Consider the following 22230-nt stretch of genomic DNA (forward strand, 5'->3'; position numbering starts at 1 on the left):
GTGATGAGTGACGCCTCTTGGCACAGTGAAGACGCACCTGACCCAATCAATCTGGGGGTCTGCGGCTGGCTATTGGTCTTCTTTCGGGGTTTACCACTTGCTGTATTTGTATTCAGCGGGCTGATTGTCCTGCTGATCCTTCGCATGATCGAGCGCCCGCTCTATGGGGTTCACCGTCCGGTCACGCCCTTCATCACGCAGTTCGTATGCCGTAATGCGTTCCGGATTCTCGGGATTAGCTACCGTACAACCGGCGAGCTTATGACCCAGCGTGGTGCGGTTGTTGCGAACCATTCCTCGTGGCTTGATATTTTTGCGCTGAATGCCCGTAAAAGGATCTATTTTGTCTCGAAGGCCGAGGTAGCCAAATGGCCAGGTATAGGCTGGCTGGCGCGAGCGACAGGTACTGTTTTCATCGAGCGTGACCGCAAGAAGGCACGCGAACAGACACTTCTTTTTCAGGAGCGCCTGACAGCCGGTCACAAGCTGCTGTTTTTTCCAGAGGGTACGTCGACCGACGGTTTGCGGATTTTACCATTTAAAACAACACTTTTTGCGGCATTCTTCACTGAAGATCTACGCGATTTCATGTATGTTCAACCGGTGTCGGTCGTTTACCATGCACCTAAGGGTGAGCCTGACCGGTTTTATGGCTGGTGGGGTGACATGGATTTTGCGCCGCATCTGTTAAAGACTTTGGGAGCGCGTCGCCAAGGTGGCGTAGAGCTAATTTATCATTCGCCAGCCAAGGTCAGCGACTTTGAGAACCGAAAAGCCCTGGCCGCCTATTGCGAAGATACCGTGCGTCAGGCGCACAGCCATGCGCGGCTTGAAAAATAGGGCGATTGGCCCTTGCACTGCCTGAAAACCTGCCGTATACGCGCGCCATTCAAACCCGCAGGCGGGGTTTGGGCTTTATAGGGGAGACATCCTTATCTGGCCCGCCGGTTGGAGCATCCGCTTCTTTCACCCCCGCCGAGGCGTAAACCGGAAAAAGGAAATAAAGCATGGCTCTTCCCGAGTTCTCCATGCGTCAGCTGTTGGAAGCTGGCGTTCACTTTGGTCACCAGACACAGCGTTGGAATCCCCGCATGGGCCCGTTTATCTACGGCTCGCGCAATGGCATCCACATCATGGACCTGACCCAGACCGTTCCGATGCTGGACCAGGCTCTGCAGGCTGTTCGTGACACTGTTGCCAAGGGCGGCCGCATTCTGTTCGTTGGCACCAAGCGTCAGGCCGCAGGCCCAATCGCCGAAGCAGCTGAAAAGTCAGCCCAGTACTACATGAACCACCGCTGGCTGGGCGGCACCCTGACCAACTGGAAAACCGTTTCCCAGTCGATCAACCGTCTGAACCAGATTGACGAAGCCATGGAATCGGGCGCCGAAGGCCTGACCAAGAAAGAGCGTCTGGGCATGGAACGTGACCAAGGCAAACTGCAGGCTTCGTTGGGCGGTATCCGCGAAATGGGCGGCGTCCCGGACCTGCTGTTCGTCATCGACGTCAAAAAAGAAGCACTGGCCATCGCCGAAGCCAACAAGCTGGGTATCCCGGTCGTGGCAGTTGTCGACACCAACTGCTCGCCCGATGGTGTCGATTACATCATCCCTGGCAACGATGACGCAGCCCGCGCGATCTCGCTGTACTGCGATCTGGCAGCACGTGCCGCTCTGGACGGCATGACCGCTCAGATGGGTGCAGCAGGCGTTGATCTTGGCGCATTCGAAGAAGCACCGGTTGAAGAAGTCGTTGCGGAAGAAGCACCCGCAGCAGCAGAAACACCTGCCGAAGCGTAAGCTGCCCGTCACGTAAATGACATCTGGGGCAGGGTATGACCTGCCCCAATTCCGTTTGAATTGAGGAGAGCCAAAAGATGGCAATCACAGCAGCAATGGTAAAAGAACTGCGCGACACCACTGGCGCAGGCATGATGGACGCGAAAAAAGCGCTGACCGAAACCGGCGGCAACATGGACGAAGCCGTTGATTGGCTGCGCACCAAAGGCTTGGCCAAAGCGGCCAAGAAATCGGGTCGTACCGCGGCGGAAGGTCTAGTTGCCGTTCACGTAAACGGCAACAATGGTGTTGCAGTTGAAGTGAACTCGGAAACCGACTTCGTCGGGAAAAACGCCGAATTCCAGGAAATGGTTGGCAAGATCGCATATGCCGCAGAAGGCGTCGACAATGTCGAAGCTCTGCTGGCAGCTGATCTGGGTGGCAAAACCGTTGCGGAAACGCTGACCGACAAGATCGCCACCATCGGTGAAAACATGTCGGTGCGCCGTATGTCCAAACTGTCGGGCGACACTGTTGTATCTTACGTCCATAACGCAGCCACTAACGGCATGGGCAAGATCGGCGTTCTGGTCGCTCTGACCGGCGGTGACGAAGCCATCGGCAAGCAGATTGCGATGCATATCGCGGCTGTGAACCCGGCAGCTCTGTCCGAGGCAGACATGGACCCGGCGATCGTCGAGAAAGAAAAGCAGGTCCAGATGGACATCGCACGCGAATCCGGCAAGCCGGAGCAGGTCATCGAAAAGATGATCGTTGGTCGCATGAAGAAGTTCGTCGCTGAATCGACCCTGTTGAACCAGCAGTTCGTTGTAAACCCTGACCTGACCGTTGAGGCCGCTGCCAAAGAAGCAGGCGCGACTGTCACCGGATTCGTGCGTCTGGAAGTTGGCGAAGGCATCGTTGTCGAAAAAGAAGACTTTGCTGCTGAAGTTGCAAAAGCAGTTCAGGGCTAAGCATCACAGGCCCTGAACAGGGCCTGTATCAATCTGAAAAACCGGGTACGCCATGCGTATCCGGTTTTTCTTTGCCCTTAGTGTAGAATTGATGCCAAGAAACGAAAAAGGACGCCGAAAGCGTCCACAAGTTAAATCTGGTTTGAATGAGGGGCCCCGCAAAGATGGGGATGGACGAGGCCCCCCAAAATTCCGACAAAGAGACGCGGACAAATAGGCGCCCTATTGTCAGAGCGATCGGAGAGCTTTGTTATTGCAAAGATCCGACCAAATGTTCCCAGGCTAAAGCCACCACTCACGGAACAATACCACTTTGCAACTTTAGCGTTAGATTCGGAAAGTCATGTTTTCCTTACCCTAGGTAAATTGACGCATATTCGCGTCACTCCCTGAGTCAAACCCCAACGATGAACATCTGATTTTGAAGAGATGCTTTCAAAACTGCCTGCGCCGTTGTCTCGACTACGAGGGCCTCGCGCGCCAGACGCAGATGCTTTTCGACAGTGGCAGAAGTCAGCCCCATCAGTATCGCAATGTCCTGAGTTGTTTTGCCGTCGCCGACCCACTCAAGCGCCTCACGCTGACGTTTTGTCAGGGCGCGATTTGGTGCGTTATAGGGCAGGGTGAGGATTTTCAGATGAGCAACGTTGTTCATCAGAAGAATATCCTGGCCAAATTCCTCCCAGACAGCGTCCACATCGTCTTGTGTACGCGATCCATGCGCTGAAAGCGAAATTGCCCCTTTCGACCGAACCGAAACCGAGTCGAAACTGACCGTATAGCCGGCGACGACACCTTTGGTTTTGTTGAACTCGATGACGTCTCGCTCTTTTGCGGTCAGGGTGCCATCAGTCATCAGATCCTGGGCGATCCTCCAGCTTGCGGCCCCTTCATTATGCAAAGCCCATTTCAGCATCGGAGCATGGAAATACAACCCGCCTCCCAGAAACCCATCCAGGTAATCTTTGCTGTGATTGGTCAGGATTACAAAATCCTCGGGATCCCCCAGCGACGTTTCGGTGCGATATCGCGTATATCCGTACAGCAAACGATCGAACCCATATTCTGCCATTTGCCGGCAATGGGCATCCCAGAGCTCTTCCAGGGTTTTGGTATAGCTGAGGAAATTCAGATACTCAGAAAGCTTCATAGCGATCATTCACCCTGTAAATGGGACCGCAACGCATCCAGCGCCAGCACATATCCCTGCGGACCCAATCCGCAAATCATGCCTACTGCCACACGTGAGATATAGGATCGGTGTCGAAACTCCTCACGCGCGTGGATATTGGACAAATGAACCTCGATGACCGGCAGCTCAACCGATGCGATTGCGTCCATCAGGGCAATCGAGCTGTGCGTATAAGCACCTGCGTTCAAAACAATGCCATCCTGCACACCTTTGGCGGCATGAATGGCATCAATCAACGCGCCTTCGTGGTTGGATTGGAAATGGATCACTTCCATCCCGATAGACTTACCGTGGTCGAGGCACATATCCTCGACCATTTGCAGCGTTGTGCTTCCGTAAACCTCGGGCTGTCGCGTGCCCAGCAGATTGAGGTTCGGACCATTCAGAATAAGAGCTTTATGCATTGTTATACTGTCCCCATAACAAGGTTCTTAAACGTGAACAGGTAGAGATGTCCACCGAACCTGGATCATGCGTCAGAACCGCGGCCTATAGGACACGAGGCTGAAGTTTCAGATATTGGCTGGCTATGCCATGGTCACGACAATTTTCCCAAGGGCCTTTCGGCTGGCCAGAAGGTCTAGCGCCTTTTGGGCTTGATCCAGAGGGAATTGCGCACTGATCTGTGGTTTGATCTGCCCTTTGGCGTATAACCCGAACAAATCTTTCATGTTTTTGCCATGTCCCTTCGGGTCGCGAAACACCGAGGCGCCCCAGAAAACACCGACAATCTGACAACCCTTAAGCAGAGGGAGGTTCAATGGTATCTGAGGGATTCCGGCTGGGAAACCGACGACCAGGAACCGCCCCTTCCACCCCAAGCTGCGCAGCGCTGGCTCTGAATAGGCACCGCCAACGGCATCGTAGACGACATCAACGCCCTGACTACCGGCTAAGGCCTTGATGCCCGATCCAAAGGCCTTTTGCGCCTGTTTGTCCATGTCGCGCGCGTAAATGATCGTTTCGTCCGCCCCGATCTGACGACAGAAATCTGCTTTGTCTTGCGATGAGACTGCCGCAATAACCCGAGCCCCCATGGCATTGGCTAGCTCAATCGCAGCCGTACCAACTCCGCCTGCTGCACCCAGAATCAGGACCGTTTCCCCTTGTTGCAGCGCAGCGCGGTCCTTCAGGGCGTGATATGAGGTGCCATAGGTGAAGATAAAGCTCGCCGCGTCCTCAAATGGCATTGAGCTCGGGAATTTAACAGCTGTCGCCGCTTTGACCGCCAGATGTGTGGCAAAACCTCCGTGTCCGGTCAGGGCCAGCACACGGTCGCCAACGTTAAAGCCCGAAACACCTTCGCCTAGCCCGATAACCTCGCCAGCGATTTCACCTCCGGGGGCAAACGGTCTTGGTGGCTTTATCTGATACAGGTCGCGTATCATCAGTGTATCCGGGAAATTAACGCCTGCGGCCCGCACGCGAACAAGCAATTCGCCCTTGCCCGGAGACGGATCGGGCAGGGTGGTCAGTTCCAATGTCTCCGGCCCGCCCGGAGCGACGCTGAGTAAGGCTTGCATGTTTACGCTAATGTCCCTGTTATTCGGTAAGGAAGAACTTTTGGCCTACTGTTCTGAGTTGTCAAGAAACCACCCGGCACAACCGGGTTAGGCGTTACCCTTGACCGACAAATGAGACAGTTTGCCAAAATCAAAAACCGAGGAGCAGGTCATGACCCCCGAAACTCTTTTCTCATTGGAGGGCAAAACCGCTCTGGTCACGGGTGGGGCCACCGGAATTGGCCGAATGGCGGCCGAGGCGCTGGTCCGGGCGGGGGCACGTGTACTGTTGGCGTCTCGTAAAGGCGACGCGTGCGAGGCGGTCGCGGCCGAATTGAACGCACTGGATGCCACAGGAACCGCCGAAGGGTTTGCCGGTGATGTCGGATCAAAAGAGGGTGTCGACAATCTGGTGGCCGAAGTGCTCAAGCGCACGGACCGGCTGGATATCCTCATGAACAATGCCGGTGTTTCCTGGGGCGCACCGATGGGTCAGTTTCCCTACGAAGCCTGGGAAAAAGTCATGTCGATCAATGTGACAGGAATCTTCGAACTGACCCAAAAACTGTTGCCGATTCTGATGTCTTCCGGGACTGCCGAAGATCCATCCCGCATCGTCAATGTTGGATCGGTTATGGGCGAAGTTCCTATGGGCGACGGTGCGTATAGCTACTCTGCCTCAAAGGCGGCTGTGCTGCATCTGACCAAAATCATGGCCAAAGAACTTGCTCCGCATCACATCACCGTCAATGCGCTGGCGCCTGGACCCTTTGTCTCTCGGATGACGGCCTTTGCCACATCTGACGAAGGGACGCGCAAAAAAGTCGGCAAATCCGTACCCTTGGGTCGCGTTGGACGTGACGAGGATATCGCAGGCTGTATGCTGTTCCTGTGCGGCCTTGGCGGCAGCTATGTCACAGGCGCGGTGATCCCGGTTTCGGGCGGGATCAATGTTGTCACCGCCGGCAACATCTTTGCTGAAGCACTCTGAAGCATCGGCCAAAGGGAGCCACAAAATGGACAGCGCAATTCTGGATCTGAAACGCGTCGATGCCTATCTCGGCACGCATCTCAAAGGGTATCGGGGTCCGTTGGAGGCGAAAAAATTCGAGGTTGGCCAATCAAACCCAACTTTTGAGTTAAAAACGCCTGAGAATTCCTATGTCCTGCGCCGCAAGCCGCCGGGAGTGTTGCTGAAATCCGCCCATGCCGTTGACCGTGAGTTCAGGGTTCAAAGTGCTCTGGCCGAAAGCGATGTGCCGGTGCCAAAAATGTTGCTGCTTTGCGAGGATGATGACGTCATCGGGTCGGCGTTTTATGTGATGGAGCATCTCGACGGCAGGACGTTTCTTGAACCCACAATGCTTGGCGAAAGAACCGAAACCCGCACGGCAATTATCGACGAGATGAACCGCGTTCTGGCGGCGCTGCATAAGGTCGATATCGATTCGGTTGGCCTGTCCGACTATGGCCCGCCGGGAAGCTATTTTGAGCGTCAGATCGGGCGGTGGACGAAACAATTTCGGGCGTCCGAAACCACTCAGATTCCGGATATGGATGCCTTGATCGAGGCTTTGACCAACGCAACCCCCAAGGATGATGGTCAGAGAACACTGGTTCACGGCGATTACCGCATCGACAATCTGATGTTCGAAAAGCAGGGCACCCGCTGTCTGGGCGTACTGGATTGGGAATTGTCGACAATCGGGCATCCCTTTGCCGATCTCGCAGCCATTATCATGCAATGGCAGATGCCACCTGGAAAAGAGGGGCGGGGTCTGTCTGGCATAGACCGGTCCTCGCTCGGCCTGCCATCCGATCAGGCTTTCATTGATCAATACTGCGAGCGCCGCGACCTGCCCGGAATTGATAACTTTGGGTTCTATCTGGCGTTCAATTTCTTCCGAATGGCCGCGATCTTGCAGGGTGTTTATAAGCGGGCGCTTGACGGAAACGCCTCTGATCCGAAAAGAGCTCATATTTTTGGTAGTTACGTTCCTAAGTTTGCACAACGAGGGCTGACTGCATTGGGCCGAGGGTGAAACCACCTAGGGCGTATGAAATTTCGACAATTCAAGCTCAAGGTTGGCCAGGCTGTTTTTGCCAAAGAACATCTCAGTATCTACAAACATGCTGGGGACACCGAAAACACCTCGCTTGACCATAGCCTTGGTTTGGTTTTTCAGGTTTTGCTTTACGTTCAGATTGGTCATGGCCTCGCGCAGTTTTCGTATAGGCAAGCCGTTATCCTGAAGAATGTCGCAAAGGACACCCAGATCATCCACTTTTTGGCCGTGCACCCAAATAGCATCAAATATAGACGCTATATATCTGTTTTCCCATGATTTACCGGATGCTAACAAAGCCCCGCGCATGGCGAATTTGGTGTTCACCGGGAAATGTGGGCTCATATGAAAGCTCAACCCACGGTGACGCGCAAAGCGATGGAGATCGCGGGTCAAATAGGCCGTCTTCTGCCGGTTCTCTGAAAAAGCCTTAAACGGGCTTTGGTTATTGGTGGCTTTGAAAACAGTGGCCAGCAGAACCGGAACATATGTAACACCGACTTCGTGCTTTGCGGCGATATCAGATATCATCTTCTGCGCGAGGAAGGCGTTCGGACTGCAAAAATCATAAACAAATTCTATATGTTGCGGCATATTTCTCCTCCATCAGGCGAGAGTCGAACCGGACACGAATCTATCTGCGACCACATTAGCAGGCAAAACCCTTTTGGCGTACAGGGACATCGTTGGATTGAGGTGATTTAGCTGTCCTTTTTCCGCTTAACCCCGCAATATTTGGGAAAGATACGTTAATTTCTCAAAGTTGAGCACACACAGATGAAGTTCGAACAAGCCCGGCTAGATCGTATTTGCGATTGGATGCAATCCTATGTGGATGATCGCAAATATGCCGGAAGCTCATTCTTGATGATGCATCAGGGCAGGGAGGTTCTGTTTCATTCCTGCGGGCTTAGAAGCGTTGAGAACAATCTGCCATTCGAGCGGGATACCCTCGTTCGCATCTATTCGATGACCAAGCCGATAACCACTGCGGCCCTGATGATCCTTGTCGAACGAGGTGAGGTTCACCTCGGCGCTCAAGTGTCTGAATATATATCTGATTTCACCGCAACACAGGCGCTGGTACCCGGCGCCACAAGGTTGGATCAGACCGAACCTGCACCTGCACCAACGCTTCATCAGCTGCTGACCCATACAAGTGGCCTAAGCTATCCTTTCAACCCCGGCATCCTGGCTGCGGCAATGGACGAACTTGATCTTGTTTTTGGCCCTAAAGAAGGGTCTTTGGCCGAAAGAGTATCTTTGCTGTCCACTTTACCTTTCGCCTTTCAGCCGGGAACGCGATGGGAATATTCGGTGGGGATAGACGTTATTGGTCGCGTGATAGAAGTTATTTCCGGCCAATCTCTGGAGCAATTCCTTGCGGAAGAGATTTTCAAACCTCTTGGCATGTCCCAGACCGGGTTCGGGGTTCCGGCGGGAGCAGGGGATCGGTTTGCCTCGCTCTATACGCCTTTGGCGGGCAATGCGATGGCGCTAAACGAAGCCCGTACGGGTGAGCAGACATTGCGTCTGGTCGACAATGCCGAAGCATCGCCCTTTGAATCGGCAACAATGTACTCTGGGGGCGGAGGGTTGGTTTCAACCATTGATGACTTTGCTAGATTTTCAGAGATGCTCCGAAATCGCGGAAGGTTCGGTGATCAACAGATTCTTGCACCAAAAACTGTAGAATTCATGCTTCACAACCACTTACCCGGCGATATTGCCTCGATGGGACCGCAGAGTTTTGCGGAACAACCCATGGAGGGCATGGGCTTTGGCCTTGGTGGCGCTGTCGTCATTAACCCCGGCAGAACCTGTGTTCCGGGCAGCATGGGGGATTTCAGCTGGGGTGGTATGGCATCGACCTTCTTTTGGGTTGATCGTCAGAACGAATTTACAGCGATCTTTTTTACCCAACTGTCACCATCCAGCTCTTATCCCTCCCGCGCAGAATTGAAGGCGCTCACCCTCGGGTCAATCATTGAATGACATTCGGCGCGCTGATACCCATTCGCCAAGATTAATCGGAGTACCGCATATGACCGAAGCAGAGAAAGTTCTTCTGGATCTTCTGGACGTTGAAAGACTGGAAGTGGACCTGTTTCGGGGAACAGGGTCGGGCGGCGAAACACCTATGCGAATTTTCGGCGGTCAGGTCATCGCACAAGCACTAGCCGCCGCATATCGCACCGTCGACAACCGCCTGTGTCATTCCCTGCACGCCTATTTCATCCGCCCGGGCGACCCAAGCATTCCCGTAATATATCAAGTTGATAGGGCCCGTGACGGAGGTTCGTTCACGACGCGCCGTGTGGTTGCAATTCAGCATGGTAAGCAGATTTTAAACATGTCCGCCTCATTCCACATTCAGGACGAAGGTTGGGATCATCAGCACGACATGCCTGAGATGGAAACGCCCGAATCCTACCCATCGCGATCAGAGCTCAAGAAGAAATATCTGGACAAAGTACCGCCCAGCTTTCGCGGAGAACTAACACGCGAGCGCCCGATCGAAGTCCGCGAGGTCGGCCATCTGGATCCTTTCAACCCAGAGAAATCGGATGACCGCAACCAGATCTGGTTCCGGATGGGGGCCGCGGCCAATGCCGATGCGGTCACGCAGCATCTGTTGCTGGCCTATGCTTCAGATATGTATCTCATGAGCTCGGGAATGCGCCCGCACGGCCTAAGCTGGTTTACTGGTGAGGTGAACGGCGCCAGCCTGGACCATGCGATTTGGTTTCACGCGCCGCTCAAGTTCGAGAATTGGCATCTGTATTCCATGGATTCGCCATGGGGCGGGCGAGGGCGCAACTTCAACCGTGGATCAATCTATTCCGAAGATGGCGTTCTGGTCGCATCAGTCGCCCAGGAAGGCCTGATGAGGCGCCCTCAGAACAAAAGTTAAGTTTCTTCGATAAACTTTTGATTTAACTTCTGCATTCCTGAAATCCACCTGTCATAATCTCCGGATTTATGGCGAATGTAGTCCAGAACCTGTGGATGAGGCAGTACCAGAAATTGCTCAGAAGATATTGCCTCTACGCAAGCCTCGGCAACATCTTCAGGTTCCAACATTCCGTCAATCGAAGCCACGGAAGTTTCGTGCCCGCGCGTCATATCGGACCGTACGGCCTGTGGGCAAAGTACCGAGACCCGCAAACCTTTATGCCCGTATGTAAGCGACAACCATTCAGCAAACCCAACTGCTGCGTGCTTTGTGACGCCGTATGGCGCGGCACCTGGCTGGTTCAGCAATCCCGCAGCAGACGCCGTGGTCATGATGTAGCCTTCGCCACGCTCCAGCATTCTGGGCACCAAATGCCGCGCGGTCCAAACATGGGACATCACGTTGATTTTCCAGATACGATCCCAGTCTTCATCCGGAACCTCCAAACCACCAATCGTCAATATCCCGGCATTTGCACAATACAGATCGATAGGGCCGACCGAGCTTTCTACAGCTTCGATCAACTCGGCTGTATTAGCCTCAAGCGAAACATCACAATGGAATGAATGGCCGCCAATCTCTTTTGCGACAGCGTCTGCGCCGGTTTTGTTGATATCAGCGCAGACAACCGTGGCACCTTCACGAGCAAATCGCTGTGCCAAACCTTTTCCGATGCCATCAGCGGCACCGGTCACAACAACGATCTTTCCGTTCAATTCCATTCGATCCTCATGATGTGGTAGGTGTCAGGAACAGATCGTAAGGTATTGTGAGGATTTGAAAAGTTTCCCAAGCGCATTGGCATTTATTTAACATAATACCAATTACACGAATTCTGGAAACTTAGTAAAACGCCTGCAATCCCGTCTGTGCACGCCCCAGGATCAACGCGTGAACATCATGCGTCCCCTCGTAGGTGTTGACCGTTTCTAGGTTCACCATATGTCGGATGACCTGAAACTCTAGCGAAATGCCGTTGCCGCCGTGCATGTCACGCGCATGACGTGAAATATCCAGGGCTTTGCCGCAATTGTTGCGCTTAATGATCGAAATCATCTCGGGCGCGGCTTCGGCCTTGTCCATCAGTCGCCCGACACGCAGGCTTGCCTGAAGACCCAGAGCAATTTCTGTCTGCATATCCGCCAATTTGCGCTGGAAAAGCTGCGTCTGCGCCAATGGCTTGTCAAATTGTTTCCGGTCCAACCCATATTGGCGTGCCGCATGCCAACAGCTTTCGGCAGCGCCCATAACACCCCAGCTGATTCCGTAGCGTGCGCGGTTCAGACATCCAAACGGGCCTTTCAGGCCCTGAACATGAGGCAGCAAAGCATCCTCGGTGACTTCGACACCCTCCAGCACAATTTCACCGGTGATCGAGGCGCGTAGGCTCAGCTTGTTCTGGATTTTCGGCGCGCTCAGACCTTTGAGGCCTTTTTCAAGGACAAAACCACGGATCTTTCCGTCATGTGCATCAGATTTGGCCCAAACAACAAACACATCCGCAATCGGGGCGTTCGATATCCACATCTTGCTGCCAGATAGACGATATCCACCGTCGATCTTTTCCGCACGCGTTTTCATACCTGCCGGATCAGAGCCCGCATCAGGTTCGGTCAGACCAAAACATCCGATCCATTCGCCGCTGGCCAGTTTCGGAAGGTATTTCCGGCGCTGCTCCTCGCTGCCATAGGCATAGATCGGATACATCACCAACGAGCTTTGTACAGACATCATCGAGCGATAGCCCGAATCCACGCGTTCCACTTCTCGGGCGACAAGGCCGTAAGAGACATATCCGCCCCCTAGCCCGCCGTATTCTTCCGGGATCGTAGTGCCCAGCAGACCCATTTCACCCATTTCACGAAAAATCTCGGGGTCAGTTTCTTCGTTCTGAAATGCTTCTGTCACCCGCGGCTGAAGCTTTTCCTGCGCATAGGCTTGCGCACTGGCCGCAATCATACGTTCGTCTTCGTCTAGCTGGTCTGACAGGCGGAACGGATCATCCCAGGCGAACTGGCCCATGTCAGGCACATCTTTGGCGCGTAATGTCGGCTTGGTGTCAGGGGCATTCATGGTGCGTCTCCGCTTTGTCAGCTTCGCGGCAAACTAACCCGTCGGCTCACCAAAAAACAGTAAGAGTTTCGCATCCACCCTTGAGTAAAACTCATAGCTTGCAGCCACCTGCCCCACGCGTTCAACCCAGCGCGTATCCCGCACCACGAACAGTGCGAACCGGATCATCTCCACCATACTGCGTTAGTGCTTTGCGTAAGCGGCCGATATGAACGTCGACCGTTCGTGTATCGACATAAATATCCCGCCCCCAGACGCGATCCAATAGCTGTTCTCGGCTCCAGACGCGGCCCGGCTTTTCCATGAATGTGCTCAGCAAGCGAAATTCGGTTGGGCCAAGCTTTAGTGGTTTGCTGTCGCGGCTGACCTTATGAGTTTCAGAATCCAAAACGATGTCTGCGAATTCCAGCCTAATTCCTACAGTCGCAGGCCGGACACGCCGCAACTGGGTGCGTACCCGGGCCATAAGCTCGACAATCGAATAGGGTTTGACCACATAGTCATCAGCCCCGGTTTCCAGACCTCGCACTTTGTCGATTTCTTCCGACCGGGCCGACAGCATGATAATTGGGATCGACCGCGTGTCGGAGCGGGTTTTCAGCCGGCGGCAAACCTCGATCCCGCTGAGATTGGGCATCATCCAGTCCAGTACGATAATGTCCGGACTGTCTTCATCGACCAGCAACATGGCCTCTTCACCATTGGCTGCTTTGGATACGCGAAAACCTTCTGCCTCGAGATTATAGGCCAGGACTTCGCGCTGAGCCGGCTCATCCTCGACAACCAGAACGGTCGGTTGATCAGCGGACATTCTCAAATCTCCTAGACGGATTGCGATGTAAAATCGGCTTTGGGACGCGCTTCTGTCGGGCGCTCTCCGGTCACCAGATAAACGACCTGCTCGGCAATCGCCGTCACATGATCGCCCATACGTTCTATATTCTTGGCGATGAAATGCAGGTGCATACAGGATGAGATGTTGCGTGGGTCTTCTGCCATGAAAGTCAGGAATTCTCGGAACAGACCATTATACATCTGGTCGACTTCCTCATCACGTTCGATGACATCCGCCGCCAGCTCAGCGTCGCGCTGGACATAGGCGTCCAAAGCGTCCCTGAGCATCCGTTCGACCTCACGTGCCATACGTCGCAAGGCGGCGGCACTGCCATTGATCTCACTGGTATTGACCAGGACCGTCGTGCGTTTGGCTATGTTCTTTGAATAGTCGCCGATACGTTCCAGGTTGGCGGAAACCTTCAATACCGATAGGACCAGACGAAGATCGCTTGCTGTTGGCGCACGCAGCGCGATCAAACGCGCCGTTTCTTCGTTGATCAGCTCTTCCAACGCATCAATGGCCTTGTCGCCCTGACGCACCTCTTGCGCGAGTTCGACATCGCGCGACTCAAGCGACCGTGCCGCGCTCATGATTGCGGCTTCGACGAGGCCGCCCATTTTCATGATATGCGCCTGAATGGCTTCCAGATCCCGGTCGAAGGCGGATGCGATATGTTGTTCTGTCATCTCTGAATACCTATGTTCAGCCGATACGGCCGGTGATGTAGCTTTCGGTGCGGGGATCTTCGGGGTTGGTGAAAATCTGTCCGGTTTCACCAAACTCGACAAGGTTGCCCAAATGGAAAAACGCGGTCTTCTGGCTGACGCGAGCGGCCTGCTGCATCGAGTGGGTAACGATCACCACCGAGTATCGCGACCGCAATTCGTCGATCAGTTCCTCTACCTGCGCAGTCGCAATCGGATCAAGGGCCGAGCACGGCTCGTCCATCAGCAGAACCTCAGGTTCCGTAGCCACCGCACGGGCGATGCACAGGCGCTGTTGCTGACCGCCGGACAGGCCGGTTCCGGGGGCATCCAGACGGTCTTTGACCTCATCCCAGATGGCGCCGCGGCGCAGTGATTTCTCGACAATCTCGTCCAGTTCAGCCTTGTTTCTGGCCAGTCCGTGGATACGCGGGCCGTAGGCCACATTGTCATAGATTGACTTGGGAAATGGGTTCGGTTTCTGAAACACCATACCGACCTTGGCACGCAGCTGAACCGGGTCGACGCGTTTGTCATAGATATTTTCGCCATCCAGCAGGATATCGCCCTCGACACGGCAGATGTCGATCGTGTCGTTCATCCGGTTCAGGCAGCGCAGGAAGGTGGATTTTCCGCAACCCGAGGGGCCGATAAAGGCGGTGACGGTCTTGTCTTCGATCCTGACGTCGACGTCTTTGATGGCGTGATTTTCACCGTAATAAACCTGAACCTTGTTCGCGGCGATCTTGATGTCTTTGGCGTCCACGGTTCTCTCCACTCGTGTCATATCGTTCATAATTGACCCCATTTACCAGCGGCGTTCAAAGCGGCGGCGCAGGATGACTGCGATTGCATTCATTGTTACCAGGAAAAGCAGAAGGATAATGATGCCCCCCCATGCGCGTTCGTAAAAGGCCGGGTCGGCGCGCTTGGACCATTCGTAAATCTGTGCTGGCATGGCCGAGTTCGGAGACAGAAAACCGTCCACTATTCCATCCGGCGGGTTCGAGGCGATAAAGCCCACCATCCCGATCAGCAGCAACGGCGCAGTTTCACCAAGCGCCTGCGCCAGGCCAATAATAGTACCCGTCAGGATGCCAGGTGCGGCCAGTGGCAACACATGATGAAACACTGCCTGCATTTTCGAGGCCCCTACCCCCAGCGCGGCGTCCCGGATCGACGGCGGCACCGCCTTTAGCGACGCGCGGGTCGAAATGATGATCGTCGGCAGCGTCATCAGCGTCAGAACCAGACCACCCACCAGCGGGGCCGAGGTCGGCAGGTGCATATAGTTGATGAACACGGCCAGGCCCAGAATACCGAACACAATCGAAGGAACTGCCGCGAGGTTCGAGATATTCACCTCGATAATATCGGTAAACCGGTTCTGCGGCGCGAATTCTTCCAGATAGATTGAGGCCGCAACCCCGATCGGCAGCGCCAGCACCAACACAACCAGCATCATGAACAGTGAGCCCAGCATGGATACTCCGATCCCGGCAGCCTCGGGCCGCTGATCGGAGGCGTCCGCCCCGAAGATAAAGTCAGGGTTGAACGCCTTGTACAGCACACCAGCAGCACGCAACTGATCCACGAAGTCCAGCTGTGCGACCGAGATGCTCTTGTCATTCGCGATGGACTGGCGTGTCACACGGCCCTTCAGATAGCCATCAACGCGGCTGTTCACCAAAAAACGGAAGCTGACCGACTTTCCGATCTCATCCGGGTTCGAGATGACGTAATTACGCAAGTCCGCCTGTGCGGATTTGGAAAGGATTTGCCCCATCTCTTTGGGCGACAGATCGGACTGGATGCCCAGTTTCTGCACCTCAACCTCCAGTGCGGAGGCGATCAAAGGCGCGTATCCGAAGGTCGAAACCTTGCTGATATCCGCGATGTCACGGTTGCCCTTTTTGTCGAGCTTGTCTTCCTTCAGCTCAACCGTCAGCTCAAGAAAGCTTTGCTGAAAGGCGCCGGTACCGGAGGTGACGATATTGGTCACCAACACGATCAACATCACAAGACCGACACCAATGGCCGCGATCCCGTACATTTTGAACCGGGATTCGGCCGCATTGCGACGCTTGGTTCGCGTGTCCTGATTGAACAGCGAAGCCCCTTTGTGTTTAGCGGCAGGTGCTGCGTCTTGTTTTTGGGACATGTCAGTCATTCATACTGCTCCCGGTATTTGCGCACGATATAGAGGGCGAAGATGTTCAGCCCCAGCGTGATGATGAACAGGGTCAGACCCAGGGCAAAGGCCACAAGAGTCTCCGGGCTTGCGAAATCAGTATCCCCGGTCAGCTGGCTGACGATCCTAGTGGTGATTGTGGTCATGGCTTCGAAAGGGTTTCCCGAGAATTTGGCAATCGCACCGGCGGCCATTACGACAATCATCGTCTCACCGATTGCGCGGCTTGCGGCCAACAAGATTGCCCCTACGATCCCGGGCAAAGCTGCCGGCAGGACGACTTGCCTGACAGTTTCAGAATGCGTTGCGCCTAAGCCTAGCGATCCGTCTCGCATTGACTGGGGCACCGCGTTGATGATGTCGTCAGATAGTGACGACACGAATGGGATGAGCATGATGCCCATGACCAGACCCGCCGTGAGTACAGCGTTCGAACTGGCCATCCAACCAACGCCCAAAGCACCCCCCTGCCCGAACACAGATACCAGTGCCGGACCGACCGTCAGCAGCGCGAAAAGACCGTAAACGATGGTTGGGATACCGGCGAGGATTTCCAGCAAAGGCTTGGCCACAGACCTTGCCACGCTCGAGGCATATTCGGAAAGATAGATCGCAGCGTACAGCCCAATCGGAACCGCAACCAGCAACGCGATCAGAGAAATATACAATGTCCCCCACAGCAGTGGGAGGATCGACAGTTCACTTCCGCCCCGGAAGTTCGGGGCCCAGGTGCTGCCAAAGAAAAAGTCTTTCCACGAATGAAGTTCGAAGAAATTCATCGTTTCAAAAAACATGGACAGGACGATGCCGACTGTGGTCAGAACTGCGATCGAAGCGGCCAGCAGCAGCAGCGCCAGAATGCCTTGTTCGACAACATTTCGGGCGCGAAATTCTTTATGAGTGCGGATATAGGCAAATGAGGCCCCGATCAGCGTCACAACCAAAACCGCGATCTGCATCGCAATGTTTCCGCTTGCGCTCATCGAGCGATATTTCTGCGCCGCCAGCAGAATGGGTGCGGTTACCTCTTGCGTAATGATCTGGCCAGCCTCTTTCAGTCGCGCGGTCACATCGGCAAAATCCTCATGCGCGCTGCGGGCAAAGTCTTCGGTCATGGTGCCTGCGGCAACCGCGCCGTCCAGGCCGTTGGCGACCCGGCGCACTTCGCTCATCAGCAAGCCGCGGGTCGACCCCTCGGGGATTGCCGAGTCCGGCAGCAACCCAGAGGCAGAATTGCTGACGATCAAGGGCTGCGCCAGCAACCAGATGACCAGCAAAACGAACCCCGGTATCAGCGCCGTCAAAGCAACGTTATAGCCGTAATAGGATGGAAGAGAGTGCAGATTGCGCAGGTTTCCGTCCGCGCTGGCCATCGCGCGGTACCGGCCCGCAAAATAGCCAAGAACAGCAATCGCCAGCAAAATGAGCAGCAGCCAGGTTAGTGCCATGAGAACTCCGTCAAGCGGCAGGAGTGGATTTAAGAAAACCGGGGCGTAGACACCGCCCCGGTTCAGTCGTGTGAAAGCTTAGGAACCGCCGCCCAAAGTGGTTTCGCTGGCTACGATTTCCTGAACCTTGACCAGCTCTGGGTCTGATACCAGACCGTATGCAGCCAGAGGGCCATCGGGGCCTGCAACCTCATCAGCGACGAAGAACTCTGCATATTCTTTCAGCCCGGGGATAACGCCGATATGTGCTTTTTTCACATAGAAAAACAGCGGGCGCGATACCGGGTATTCGCCAGTTGCGATGGATTCGGTCGAAGGCACGATGCCTGCCATGGTCGCAACCTGCAGTTTGTCGGTGTTGTTTTCGTAGAACGCCAGACCAAAGACGCCGATGCCGTCTTTGTTGCTGTCGATACGCGCCAGGGTCTCGGTATAGTCACCGTCGATGTCGACCGAAACGCCATCGGTACGCAGAGCGATACAGGCTTTTTCAGCGGCCTTTTTGTCGTCGCCATTTGCAGCTTTGTAGACATCAAAGTCACCCAGATGCTCACAACCGGCCAGGATCACCTTGTCTTCGAACACTTCACGCGTGCCGTGCTTGGTGCCGGGGATGAAGGCTGCAATCGGCTGCGCTGGGAATGCTGGGTTCACGTCGGCCCAGGTCTTGTTGGGATTGTCGACCAGCTGGCCATCAACCACGATCTGAGCGGACAGCGCTTTGTACCAATCTTCCGGCGTGAACTCGAATGAGTTGCCGTTGATGTCGGATGCGAAAACGATGCCGTCATAGCCGATCTGAACTTCGATGATGTCGGTAACACCGTTTTCGGCACAGGCTTTGATCTCTTTTTCACGGATCTGGCGCGAAGCGTTCGCTACGTCGATGGTGTTTTCGCCAACACCTTCACAGAACCGCTTGAGGCCGGCCGAAGATCCGCCCGATTCAACAACCGGGGTCTGGAAGTCAAAGTTTTCGCCAAAGGCTTCTGCAACGATCGAAGCATAGGGCAGAACGGTGGAAGAACCAGCAACCTGAACTTGATCACGCGCGGTGGCCGCAGTGGCCGAAACAGCAGCGATAGCCAGAACCGAAGCCGACAGTTTTACAAAGGACATTTCAGTCTCCTTGAGAAATATGTTTCTGGATCATCCTCATGATGATCTTGGCCGAACCTCTAAAAGTCGTGCGTAAGCCTTTTGTGACAAGTGTGTAACGGTTTCATGACACGTTTGGATTTTCAGCGGATACGCCAGGGAACATATGCTGTGAAAGAAACAAAACAGATCCGACAACTGGCTTGATCCAAACGATCAGCGCGGCAAAATCACTGTAAAAACAGAGCCTTTTCCAAGATCGCTTTCCACCCGCAATCTGCCGCGATGGCGGTTTAGAATATGTTTTACAATCGCAAGGCCTAACCCGGTTCCACCCAGTTGCCGTGACCTATGACTGTCCGCGCGATAGAATCGTTCGGTCAAACGCGATACATGCTTCGCGTCGATTCCAGGTCCCCTATCCACGATCTGAACGCGAACGCCGGGACCGCGCATGGCGGTATCGTGATCCGAAGATTTGACGCGAACTTCTACCCGACCACCGCTGCCGCCGTATTTAATTCCGTTCTCGATCAGGTTGGTAAATACTTGGAGCAACTGGTCGCTGTCGCCAACTAGCATTATTTTGTCTTCGGGCGCATCTAGGCTCAGCACTACATCCGCGCCATCTGCCAATGGGCGCAGAGAATTGAGGGTCGATTTAAGAAGTGCTGTCAGCTCAAGTTGTTCTTTCGGGCGAACCCGCTCTTCGCTTTCGACGCGGTTCAAAGACAGAAGATCGCCGACAAGCCGGTTCATGCGATTTGCCTCGTCGTTCATGATCTGAAGAAAACGATCCCGGGCAGCCTCGTCATCTCGGGCCGGACCGCGCAAGGTTTCAATAAAGCCCATTAATGCCGTCAGTGGGGTCCGCAATTCATGGCTGACATTCGCGACGAAATCACGTCGCATCTGATTTGCTTGCTCAACATGCGTAACGTCCTGAAATACAGCAAGCAACGCACCGCCGGATACTGCACCGACCCCATTCATATACCGGCACTGAACTTCGAAAGTTGTATCCTGGGCACCGTCATTGGACAGGTGCCGAGTGTTGGACGTTCCCTTCGTGCGCAGGCTTTGTTCAATCGCTTCGATAACCTGCGGCTGTCTGAGGATGGTCGCGAAATGCCGCTGCAGGATATTCTGGCCCAACAACGTCTTTGCTTCGGTATTGACCGCAATAATCCGTTCCGTCTGGTCAACCATCAGCGCGGGCATCGGGATGGCGGTTACAATTTCTTCAAGTTGGTCGTTGGTCATATAGGGGCAGTTCTCTTAGCAACGCAGTTGGACGCTAGGATAGCTCTCGCATTGTATCGCGAAAATGACGCATGTTTTCTTGATAATGCAAGGCGCTGAAGGTCAGCTTCTGGGCGGTCGCATTGTCGATCTCGCGCACGACTTTACCCGGTGAGCCCATGACCAGAGAGTTATCCGGTATCTCTTTTCCTTCGGTCACCAAAGCCCCTGCCCCGATCAGACAGTTTTTGCCGATCTTGGCACCGTTCAACACGATGGCCCCCATTCCGATCAGGGTATTATCCCCGATCGTACAGCCATGCAGCATGACCTTATGCCCAATCGTGCAGTTCTTCCCGATGGTCAGAGGATACCCCGCATCAATATGCATCACGCAGTTTTCCTGAACATTGCTGCCCTCACCTACCCGGATTTCTTCGTGATCAGCGCGGATCGTGCAGCCGAACCAGACCGAGGCCCCCTGTTCAAGCACGACTTTGCCGATCAGATTGGCGTCTGGGGCGACCCATGTGTCCTCGTGGATTTGCGGTGCGTGAGTGCCAAGTGCATAGATGGTCATGACTGCTCCTCGAATTCGTTTTGCAGCGTACGGACATGATCCTGAAGCTTGGGTTGCTGGATACGCCGCATTCGCTCGGCACTGACGATGGTTTTCAGCTTTTCTTCGGTCTCGTCCAGATCGTCATTGACCAGCACATAGTCGTAATATCCCCAATGACTGATCTCATCCCAGCTTTTAAGCATCCGCTTGGAAATAACCTCTTCACTGTCCTGACCGCGGCTTTCCAATCGGCGGCGCAATTCGGGGATCGACGGTGGCAGGATGAAAATCGACAGGGCGTGTTTGCCCAGATCCGAGTTCCTAATCTGCACCTCGCCCTGCCAGTCGACATCGAACAGAACGTCCTTGCCGTCATTGATGGACTCGCGGACTGGCCCAGCCGGAGAGCCGTAGAAATTGCCAAATACATGGGCATGTTCCAGCATCTGTCCCTCGGACACCTGCTGTCGAAAGGTATCTTCGGTCAGGAAATAATACTCACGCCCATGTTCTTCCCCAGGCCGGGGCGCGCGTGTTGTGGCCGAAACCGAGAACTCCAGATCCGTGTCCCATTGCATCAGACGCTTGGCCAACGTGGATTTCCCTGCGCCCGAAGGCGAGGACAGAATGATTAATAGGCCGCGTCGATCCGCCATCAGGGCGCTCCTGTCATTATTCTACGTTCTGCACTTGCTCGCGCATCTGATCTATTACCGCCTTCAACTCAAGCCCCACTGTTGTCAGATCAGCGCTTTGTGCCTTGGAACACAGCGTATTGGCCTCGCGGTTGAACTCTTGCATCAGGAAATCAAGCTTGCGCCCCACGGCGACATCCTGCGCAAACAGATCGCGCGCGGCTGTGACATGGGCTTTCAGCCGGTCAATTTCCTCGGTTATATCAGACTTGACCGCGATCAAGGCCAGTTCCTGTGCAACCCGGTCTGGATCGGCGCCCTGAGCGTTGTCCATCACGCGCTGCAGGTTTTCTCGGAGGTTTTCTGCGATCTTATCCCGACGCTCTTCAGCCAGCTGGGCGGCCTGTTCCGTAAGGGTTGAGACCTGCGTTAGCTGTCCGTCCAGCACATCGGCCAAGGCGCGGCCCTCGGATTCACGCATCTGAATAAAATCGCGCAGCAATGCGTCAAACGCAGCTATCAGATGTTTGACCAAAGGTTCGGGATCATCGGCATCCCCACCCGTTTCCAACATGCCTTTGACCGCAATCAGTTCGGCCGCTGTTGAGGGGGCCAGCACTATCCCCCGTTCTTCTGCCATCGTCTGCGTTCGTGCCATCGCATCAAGCGCGGCAGCCATCGCAACCGGGTTCAGCACCAAATCGGCGGTCGCTTCCTCGCGGCTCAGCTTGAGCGACAGCGTCACATTCCCCCGGCCCAGACCTTTGGACATCCGTGACCGCAGCGCAGCCTCAAGCCCCGTGAGCCATTCAGGCACCCGCAGACGCATATCCAGCCCTTTGCCATTTACGCTGCGCAGCTCCCAGGTCCAGCTGTGTGGACCATGTGTTCCCTTGCCCGAGGCAAATCCGGTCATGGATCTGATCATGCCTATCTTCTCCGCTTTGCCCGCCCAGTGTTCTTGTCCGCAC

General features: G+C 54.7%; 23 protein-coding genes. 7 read left to right on the top strand and 16 right to left on the bottom strand.

Annotated elements, in window-relative coordinates; translation table 11 throughout:
- The first annotated feature begins 3 nt into the window (after positions 1 to 3).
- The 3 genes from olsA (at position 4) to tsf (ending at position 2752) form a co-directional block, all read left to right on the top strand.
- Positions 4 to 840, top strand: coding sequence for a lyso-ornithine lipid O-acyltransferase (gene olsA / locus AC2FFB_RS02365; RefSeq protein ID WP_496874482.1), 837 nt, complete (start codon positions 4 to 6; stop codon positions 838 to 840).
- Between the two features lie 167 nt (positions 841 to 1007).
- Positions 1008 to 1799, top strand: coding sequence for a 30S ribosomal protein S2 (gene rpsB, locus AC2FFB_RS02370; RefSeq protein WP_142633821.1), 792 nt, complete (start codon positions 1008 to 1010; stop codon positions 1797 to 1799).
- A 77-nt stretch (positions 1800 to 1876) separates the two neighbouring features.
- Positions 1877 to 2752 carry a translation elongation factor Ts gene (gene tsf / locus AC2FFB_RS02375; protein WP_142633819.1) on the top strand — a complete coding sequence of 292 codons (876 nt, stop codon included), beginning with the start codon at positions 1877 to 1879 and terminating at the stop codon, positions 2750 to 2752.
- Positions 2753 to 3146: 394 nt separating this feature from the next.
- Here tsf and AC2FFB_RS02380 read toward each other — a convergent pair whose 3' ends face one another.
- From AC2FFB_RS02380 to AC2FFB_RS02390, 3 genes are all read right to left on the bottom strand, one after another.
- Positions 3147 to 3902: a LuxR family transcriptional regulator gene (locus tag AC2FFB_RS02380; RefSeq protein WP_142633818.1), complete on the bottom strand. Its 756-nt coding sequence runs from the start codon at positions 3900 to 3902 to the stop codon at positions 3147 to 3149.
- Between the two features lie 5 nt (positions 3903 to 3907).
- Complete coding sequence (aroQ, locus tag AC2FFB_RS02385; protein WP_142633816.1) at positions 3908 to 4348, bottom strand: type II 3-dehydroquinate dehydratase; 441 nt, start codon at positions 4346 to 4348, stop codon at positions 3908 to 3910.
- A 123-nt stretch (positions 4349 to 4471) separates the two neighbouring features.
- The gene (locus tag AC2FFB_RS02390) at positions 4472 to 5467 is read right to left on the bottom strand and encodes an NADPH:quinone oxidoreductase family protein (protein WP_496822733.1); all 996 of its coding nucleotides are present in this window, start codon (positions 5465 to 5467) and stop codon (positions 4472 to 4474) included.
- Positions 5468 to 5618: 151 nt separating this feature from the next.
- Between AC2FFB_RS02390 and AC2FFB_RS02395 the strand changes: the two genes are divergently transcribed.
- Together AC2FFB_RS02395 and AC2FFB_RS02400 are read left to right on the top strand one after the other, a co-directional pair.
- Positions 5619 to 6437 carry an SDR family NAD(P)-dependent oxidoreductase gene (locus AC2FFB_RS02395; RefSeq protein WP_496874452.1) on the top strand — a complete coding sequence of 273 codons (819 nt, stop codon included), beginning with the start codon at positions 5619 to 5621 and terminating at the stop codon, positions 6435 to 6437.
- Between the two features lie 25 nt (positions 6438 to 6462).
- On the top strand, positions 6463 to 7488 hold the full coding sequence (locus AC2FFB_RS02400) for a phosphotransferase family protein (RefSeq protein ID WP_496874453.1): 1026 nt from the start codon (positions 6463 to 6465) through the stop codon (positions 7486 to 7488).
- Between the two features lie 6 nt (positions 7489 to 7494).
- Here AC2FFB_RS02400 and AC2FFB_RS02405 read toward each other — a convergent pair whose 3' ends face one another.
- The gene (locus AC2FFB_RS02405; RefSeq protein ID WP_281994616.1) at positions 7495 to 8106 is read right to left on the bottom strand and encodes a 2-hydroxychromene-2-carboxylate isomerase; all 612 of its coding nucleotides are present in this window, start codon (positions 8104 to 8106) and stop codon (positions 7495 to 7497) included.
- A 183-nt stretch (positions 8107 to 8289) separates the two neighbouring features.
- On the opposite strand from AC2FFB_RS02405, the gene AC2FFB_RS02410 reads away from it, so the two are divergent.
- Together AC2FFB_RS02410 and AC2FFB_RS02415 are read left to right on the top strand one after the other, a co-directional pair.
- Complete coding sequence (locus tag AC2FFB_RS02410; protein WP_496712436.1) at positions 8290 to 9507, top strand: serine hydrolase domain-containing protein; 1218 nt, start codon at positions 8290 to 8292, stop codon at positions 9505 to 9507.
- A gap of 49 nt (positions 9508 to 9556) precedes the next feature.
- The gene (locus AC2FFB_RS02415) at positions 9557 to 10426 is read left to right on the top strand and encodes an acyl-CoA thioesterase (protein ID WP_281994614.1); all 870 of its coding nucleotides are present in this window, start codon (positions 9557 to 9559) and stop codon (positions 10424 to 10426) included.
- Here the strand turns inward: AC2FFB_RS02415 and AC2FFB_RS02420 are convergent.
- The 12 genes from AC2FFB_RS02420 to AC2FFB_RS02475 all read right to left on the bottom strand — a co-directional run bounded on the left by AC2FFB_RS02420 (position 10423) and on the right by AC2FFB_RS02475 (position 22187).
- The gene (locus AC2FFB_RS02420) at positions 10423 to 11190 is read right to left on the bottom strand and encodes an SDR family oxidoreductase (protein ID WP_281994613.1); all 768 of its coding nucleotides are present in this window, start codon (positions 11188 to 11190) and stop codon (positions 10423 to 10425) included. The two genes, AC2FFB_RS02415 and AC2FFB_RS02420, sit on opposite strands and share 4 nt — an antisense overlap.
- Before the next feature lie 121 nt (positions 11191 to 11311).
- Positions 11312 to 12541 (bottom strand): acyl-CoA dehydrogenase, encoded by a 1230-nt coding sequence (locus tag AC2FFB_RS02425; RefSeq protein WP_271947124.1) that lies wholly within the window; start codon positions 12539 to 12541, stop codon positions 11312 to 11314.
- Positions 12542 to 12662: 121 nt separating this feature from the next.
- Positions 12663 to 13352, bottom strand: coding sequence for a phosphate regulon transcriptional regulator PhoB (phoB, locus tag AC2FFB_RS02430; RefSeq protein WP_142633798.1), 690 nt, complete (start codon positions 13350 to 13352; stop codon positions 12663 to 12665).
- Between the two features lie 11 nt (positions 13353 to 13363).
- Positions 13364 to 14065: a phosphate signaling complex protein PhoU gene (gene phoU, locus AC2FFB_RS02435; RefSeq protein ID WP_271947126.1), complete on the bottom strand. Its 702-nt coding sequence runs from the start codon at positions 14063 to 14065 to the stop codon at positions 13364 to 13366.
- Between the two features lie 16 nt (positions 14066 to 14081).
- Entirely contained in the window at positions 14082 to 14879 is a 798-nt protein-coding gene (gene pstB, locus AC2FFB_RS02440; RefSeq protein WP_496874454.1) for a phosphate ABC transporter ATP-binding protein PstB, read from the bottom strand.
- 12 nt (positions 14880 to 14891) lie between these two features.
- Positions 14892 to 16253 carry a phosphate ABC transporter permease PstA gene (gene pstA / locus AC2FFB_RS02445; protein ID WP_496712427.1) on the bottom strand — a complete coding sequence of 454 codons (1362 nt, stop codon included), beginning with the start codon at positions 16251 to 16253 and terminating at the stop codon, positions 14892 to 14894.
- Positions 16250 to 17722, bottom strand: a complete 1473-nt coding sequence (gene pstC / locus AC2FFB_RS02450) for a phosphate ABC transporter permease subunit PstC (protein ID WP_281994611.1) — start codon at positions 17720 to 17722, stop codon at positions 16250 to 16252. The genes pstA and pstC overlap by 4 nt, the downstream gene beginning before the upstream one ends.
- A 78-nt stretch (positions 17723 to 17800) precedes the next feature.
- On the bottom strand, positions 17801 to 18841 hold the full coding sequence (locus AC2FFB_RS02455; protein WP_142633790.1) for a substrate-binding domain-containing protein: 1041 nt from the start codon (positions 18839 to 18841) through the stop codon (positions 17801 to 17803).
- Between the two features lie 195 nt (positions 18842 to 19036).
- A complete protein-coding gene (locus AC2FFB_RS02460; RefSeq protein ID WP_496701036.1) occupies positions 19037 to 20083 on the bottom strand; it encodes a sensor histidine kinase in 1047 nt (348 codons plus the stop codon).
- Between the two features lie 34 nt (positions 20084 to 20117).
- Positions 20118 to 20642, bottom strand: a complete 525-nt coding sequence (locus tag AC2FFB_RS02465) for a gamma carbonic anhydrase family protein (protein WP_496691231.1) — start codon at positions 20640 to 20642, stop codon at positions 20118 to 20120.
- A complete protein-coding gene (gene gmk, locus AC2FFB_RS02470; protein WP_496691230.1) occupies positions 20639 to 21280 on the bottom strand; it encodes a guanylate kinase in 642 nt (213 codons plus the stop codon). The genes AC2FFB_RS02465 and gmk overlap by 4 nt, the downstream gene beginning before the upstream one ends.
- 16 nt (positions 21281 to 21296) lie before the next feature.
- Positions 21297 to 22187, bottom strand: a complete 891-nt coding sequence (locus AC2FFB_RS02475; RefSeq protein WP_142633782.1) for a YicC/YloC family endoribonuclease — start codon at positions 22185 to 22187, stop codon at positions 21297 to 21299.
- Between the last annotated feature and the right edge of the window lie 43 nt (positions 22188 to 22230).

It is taken from the genome of Ruegeria sp. YTSA219, assembly GCF_059609985.1.

What these genes read in the sequence shown, in the direction of transcription:
- olsA (WP_496874482.1), top strand. Translation starts at nt 4, where the DNA reads ATGAGTGACGCCTCTTGGCACAGTGAAGACGCACCTGACCCAATCAAT.
- rpsB (WP_142633821.1), top strand. Translation starts at nt 1,008, where the DNA reads ATGGCTCTTCCCGAGTTCTCCATGCGTCAGCTGTTGGAAGCTGGCGTT.
- tsf (WP_142633819.1), top strand. Translation starts at nt 1,877, where the DNA reads ATGGCAATCACAGCAGCAATGGTAAAAGAACTGCGCGACACCACTGGC.
- AC2FFB_RS02380 (WP_142633818.1), bottom strand. Translation starts at nt 3,902, where the DNA reads ATGAAGCTTTCTGAGTATCTGAATTTCCTCAGCTATACCAAAACCCTG.
- aroQ (WP_142633816.1), bottom strand. Translation starts at nt 4,348, where the DNA reads ATGCATAAAGCTCTTATTCTGAATGGTCCGAACCTCAATCTGCTGGGC.
- AC2FFB_RS02390 (WP_496822733.1), bottom strand. Translation starts at nt 5,467, where the DNA reads ATGCAAGCCTTACTCAGCGTCGCTCCGGGCGGGCCGGAGACATTGGAA.
- AC2FFB_RS02395 (WP_496874452.1), top strand. Translation starts at nt 5,619, where the DNA reads ATGACCCCCGAAACTCTTTTCTCATTGGAGGGCAAAACCGCTCTGGTC.
- AC2FFB_RS02400 (WP_496874453.1), top strand. Translation starts at nt 6,463, where the DNA reads ATGGACAGCGCAATTCTGGATCTGAAACGCGTCGATGCCTATCTCGGC.
- AC2FFB_RS02405 (WP_281994616.1), bottom strand. Translation starts at nt 8,106, where the DNA reads ATGCCGCAACATATAGAATTTGTTTATGATTTTTGCAGTCCGAACGCC.
- AC2FFB_RS02410 (WP_496712436.1), top strand. Translation starts at nt 8,290, where the DNA reads ATGAAGTTCGAACAAGCCCGGCTAGATCGTATTTGCGATTGGATGCAA.
- AC2FFB_RS02415 (WP_281994614.1), top strand. Translation starts at nt 9,557, where the DNA reads ATGACCGAAGCAGAGAAAGTTCTTCTGGATCTTCTGGACGTTGAAAGA.
- AC2FFB_RS02420 (WP_281994613.1), bottom strand. Translation starts at nt 11,190, where the DNA reads ATGGAATTGAACGGAAAGATCGTTGTTGTGACCGGTGCCGCTGATGGC.
- AC2FFB_RS02425 (WP_271947124.1), bottom strand. Translation starts at nt 12,541, where the DNA reads ATGAATGCCCCTGACACCAAGCCGACATTACGCGCCAAAGATGTGCCT.
- phoB (WP_142633798.1), bottom strand. Translation starts at nt 13,352, where the DNA reads ATGTCCGCTGATCAACCGACCGTTCTGGTTGTCGAGGATGAGCCGGCT.
- phoU (WP_271947126.1), bottom strand. Translation starts at nt 14,065, where the DNA reads ATGACAGAACAACATATCGCATCCGCCTTCGACCGGGATCTGGAAGCC.
- pstB (WP_496874454.1), bottom strand. Translation starts at nt 14,879, where the DNA reads ATGAACGATATGACACGAGTGGAGAGAACCGTGGACGCCAAAGACATC.
- pstA (WP_496712427.1), bottom strand. Translation starts at nt 16,253, where the DNA reads ATGACTGACATGTCCCAAAAACAAGACGCAGCACCTGCCGCTAAACAC.
- pstC (WP_281994611.1), bottom strand. Translation starts at nt 17,722, where the DNA reads ATGGCACTAACCTGGCTGCTGCTCATTTTGCTGGCGATTGCTGTTCTT.
- AC2FFB_RS02455 (WP_142633790.1), bottom strand. Translation starts at nt 18,841, where the DNA reads ATGTCCTTTGTAAAACTGTCGGCTTCGGTTCTGGCTATCGCTGCTGTT.
- AC2FFB_RS02460 (WP_496701036.1), bottom strand. Translation starts at nt 20,083, where the DNA reads ATGACCAACGACCAACTTGAAGAAATTGTAACCGCCATCCCGATGCCC.
- AC2FFB_RS02465 (WP_496691231.1), bottom strand. Translation starts at nt 20,642, where the DNA reads ATGACCATCTATGCACTTGGCACTCACGCACCGCAAATCCACGAGGAC.
- gmk (WP_496691230.1), bottom strand. Translation starts at nt 21,280, where the DNA reads ATGGCGGATCGACGCGGCCTATTAATCATTCTGTCCTCGCCTTCGGGC.
- AC2FFB_RS02475 (WP_142633782.1), bottom strand. Translation starts at nt 22,187, where the DNA reads ATGATCAGATCCATGACCGGATTTGCCTCGGGCAAGGGAACACATGGT.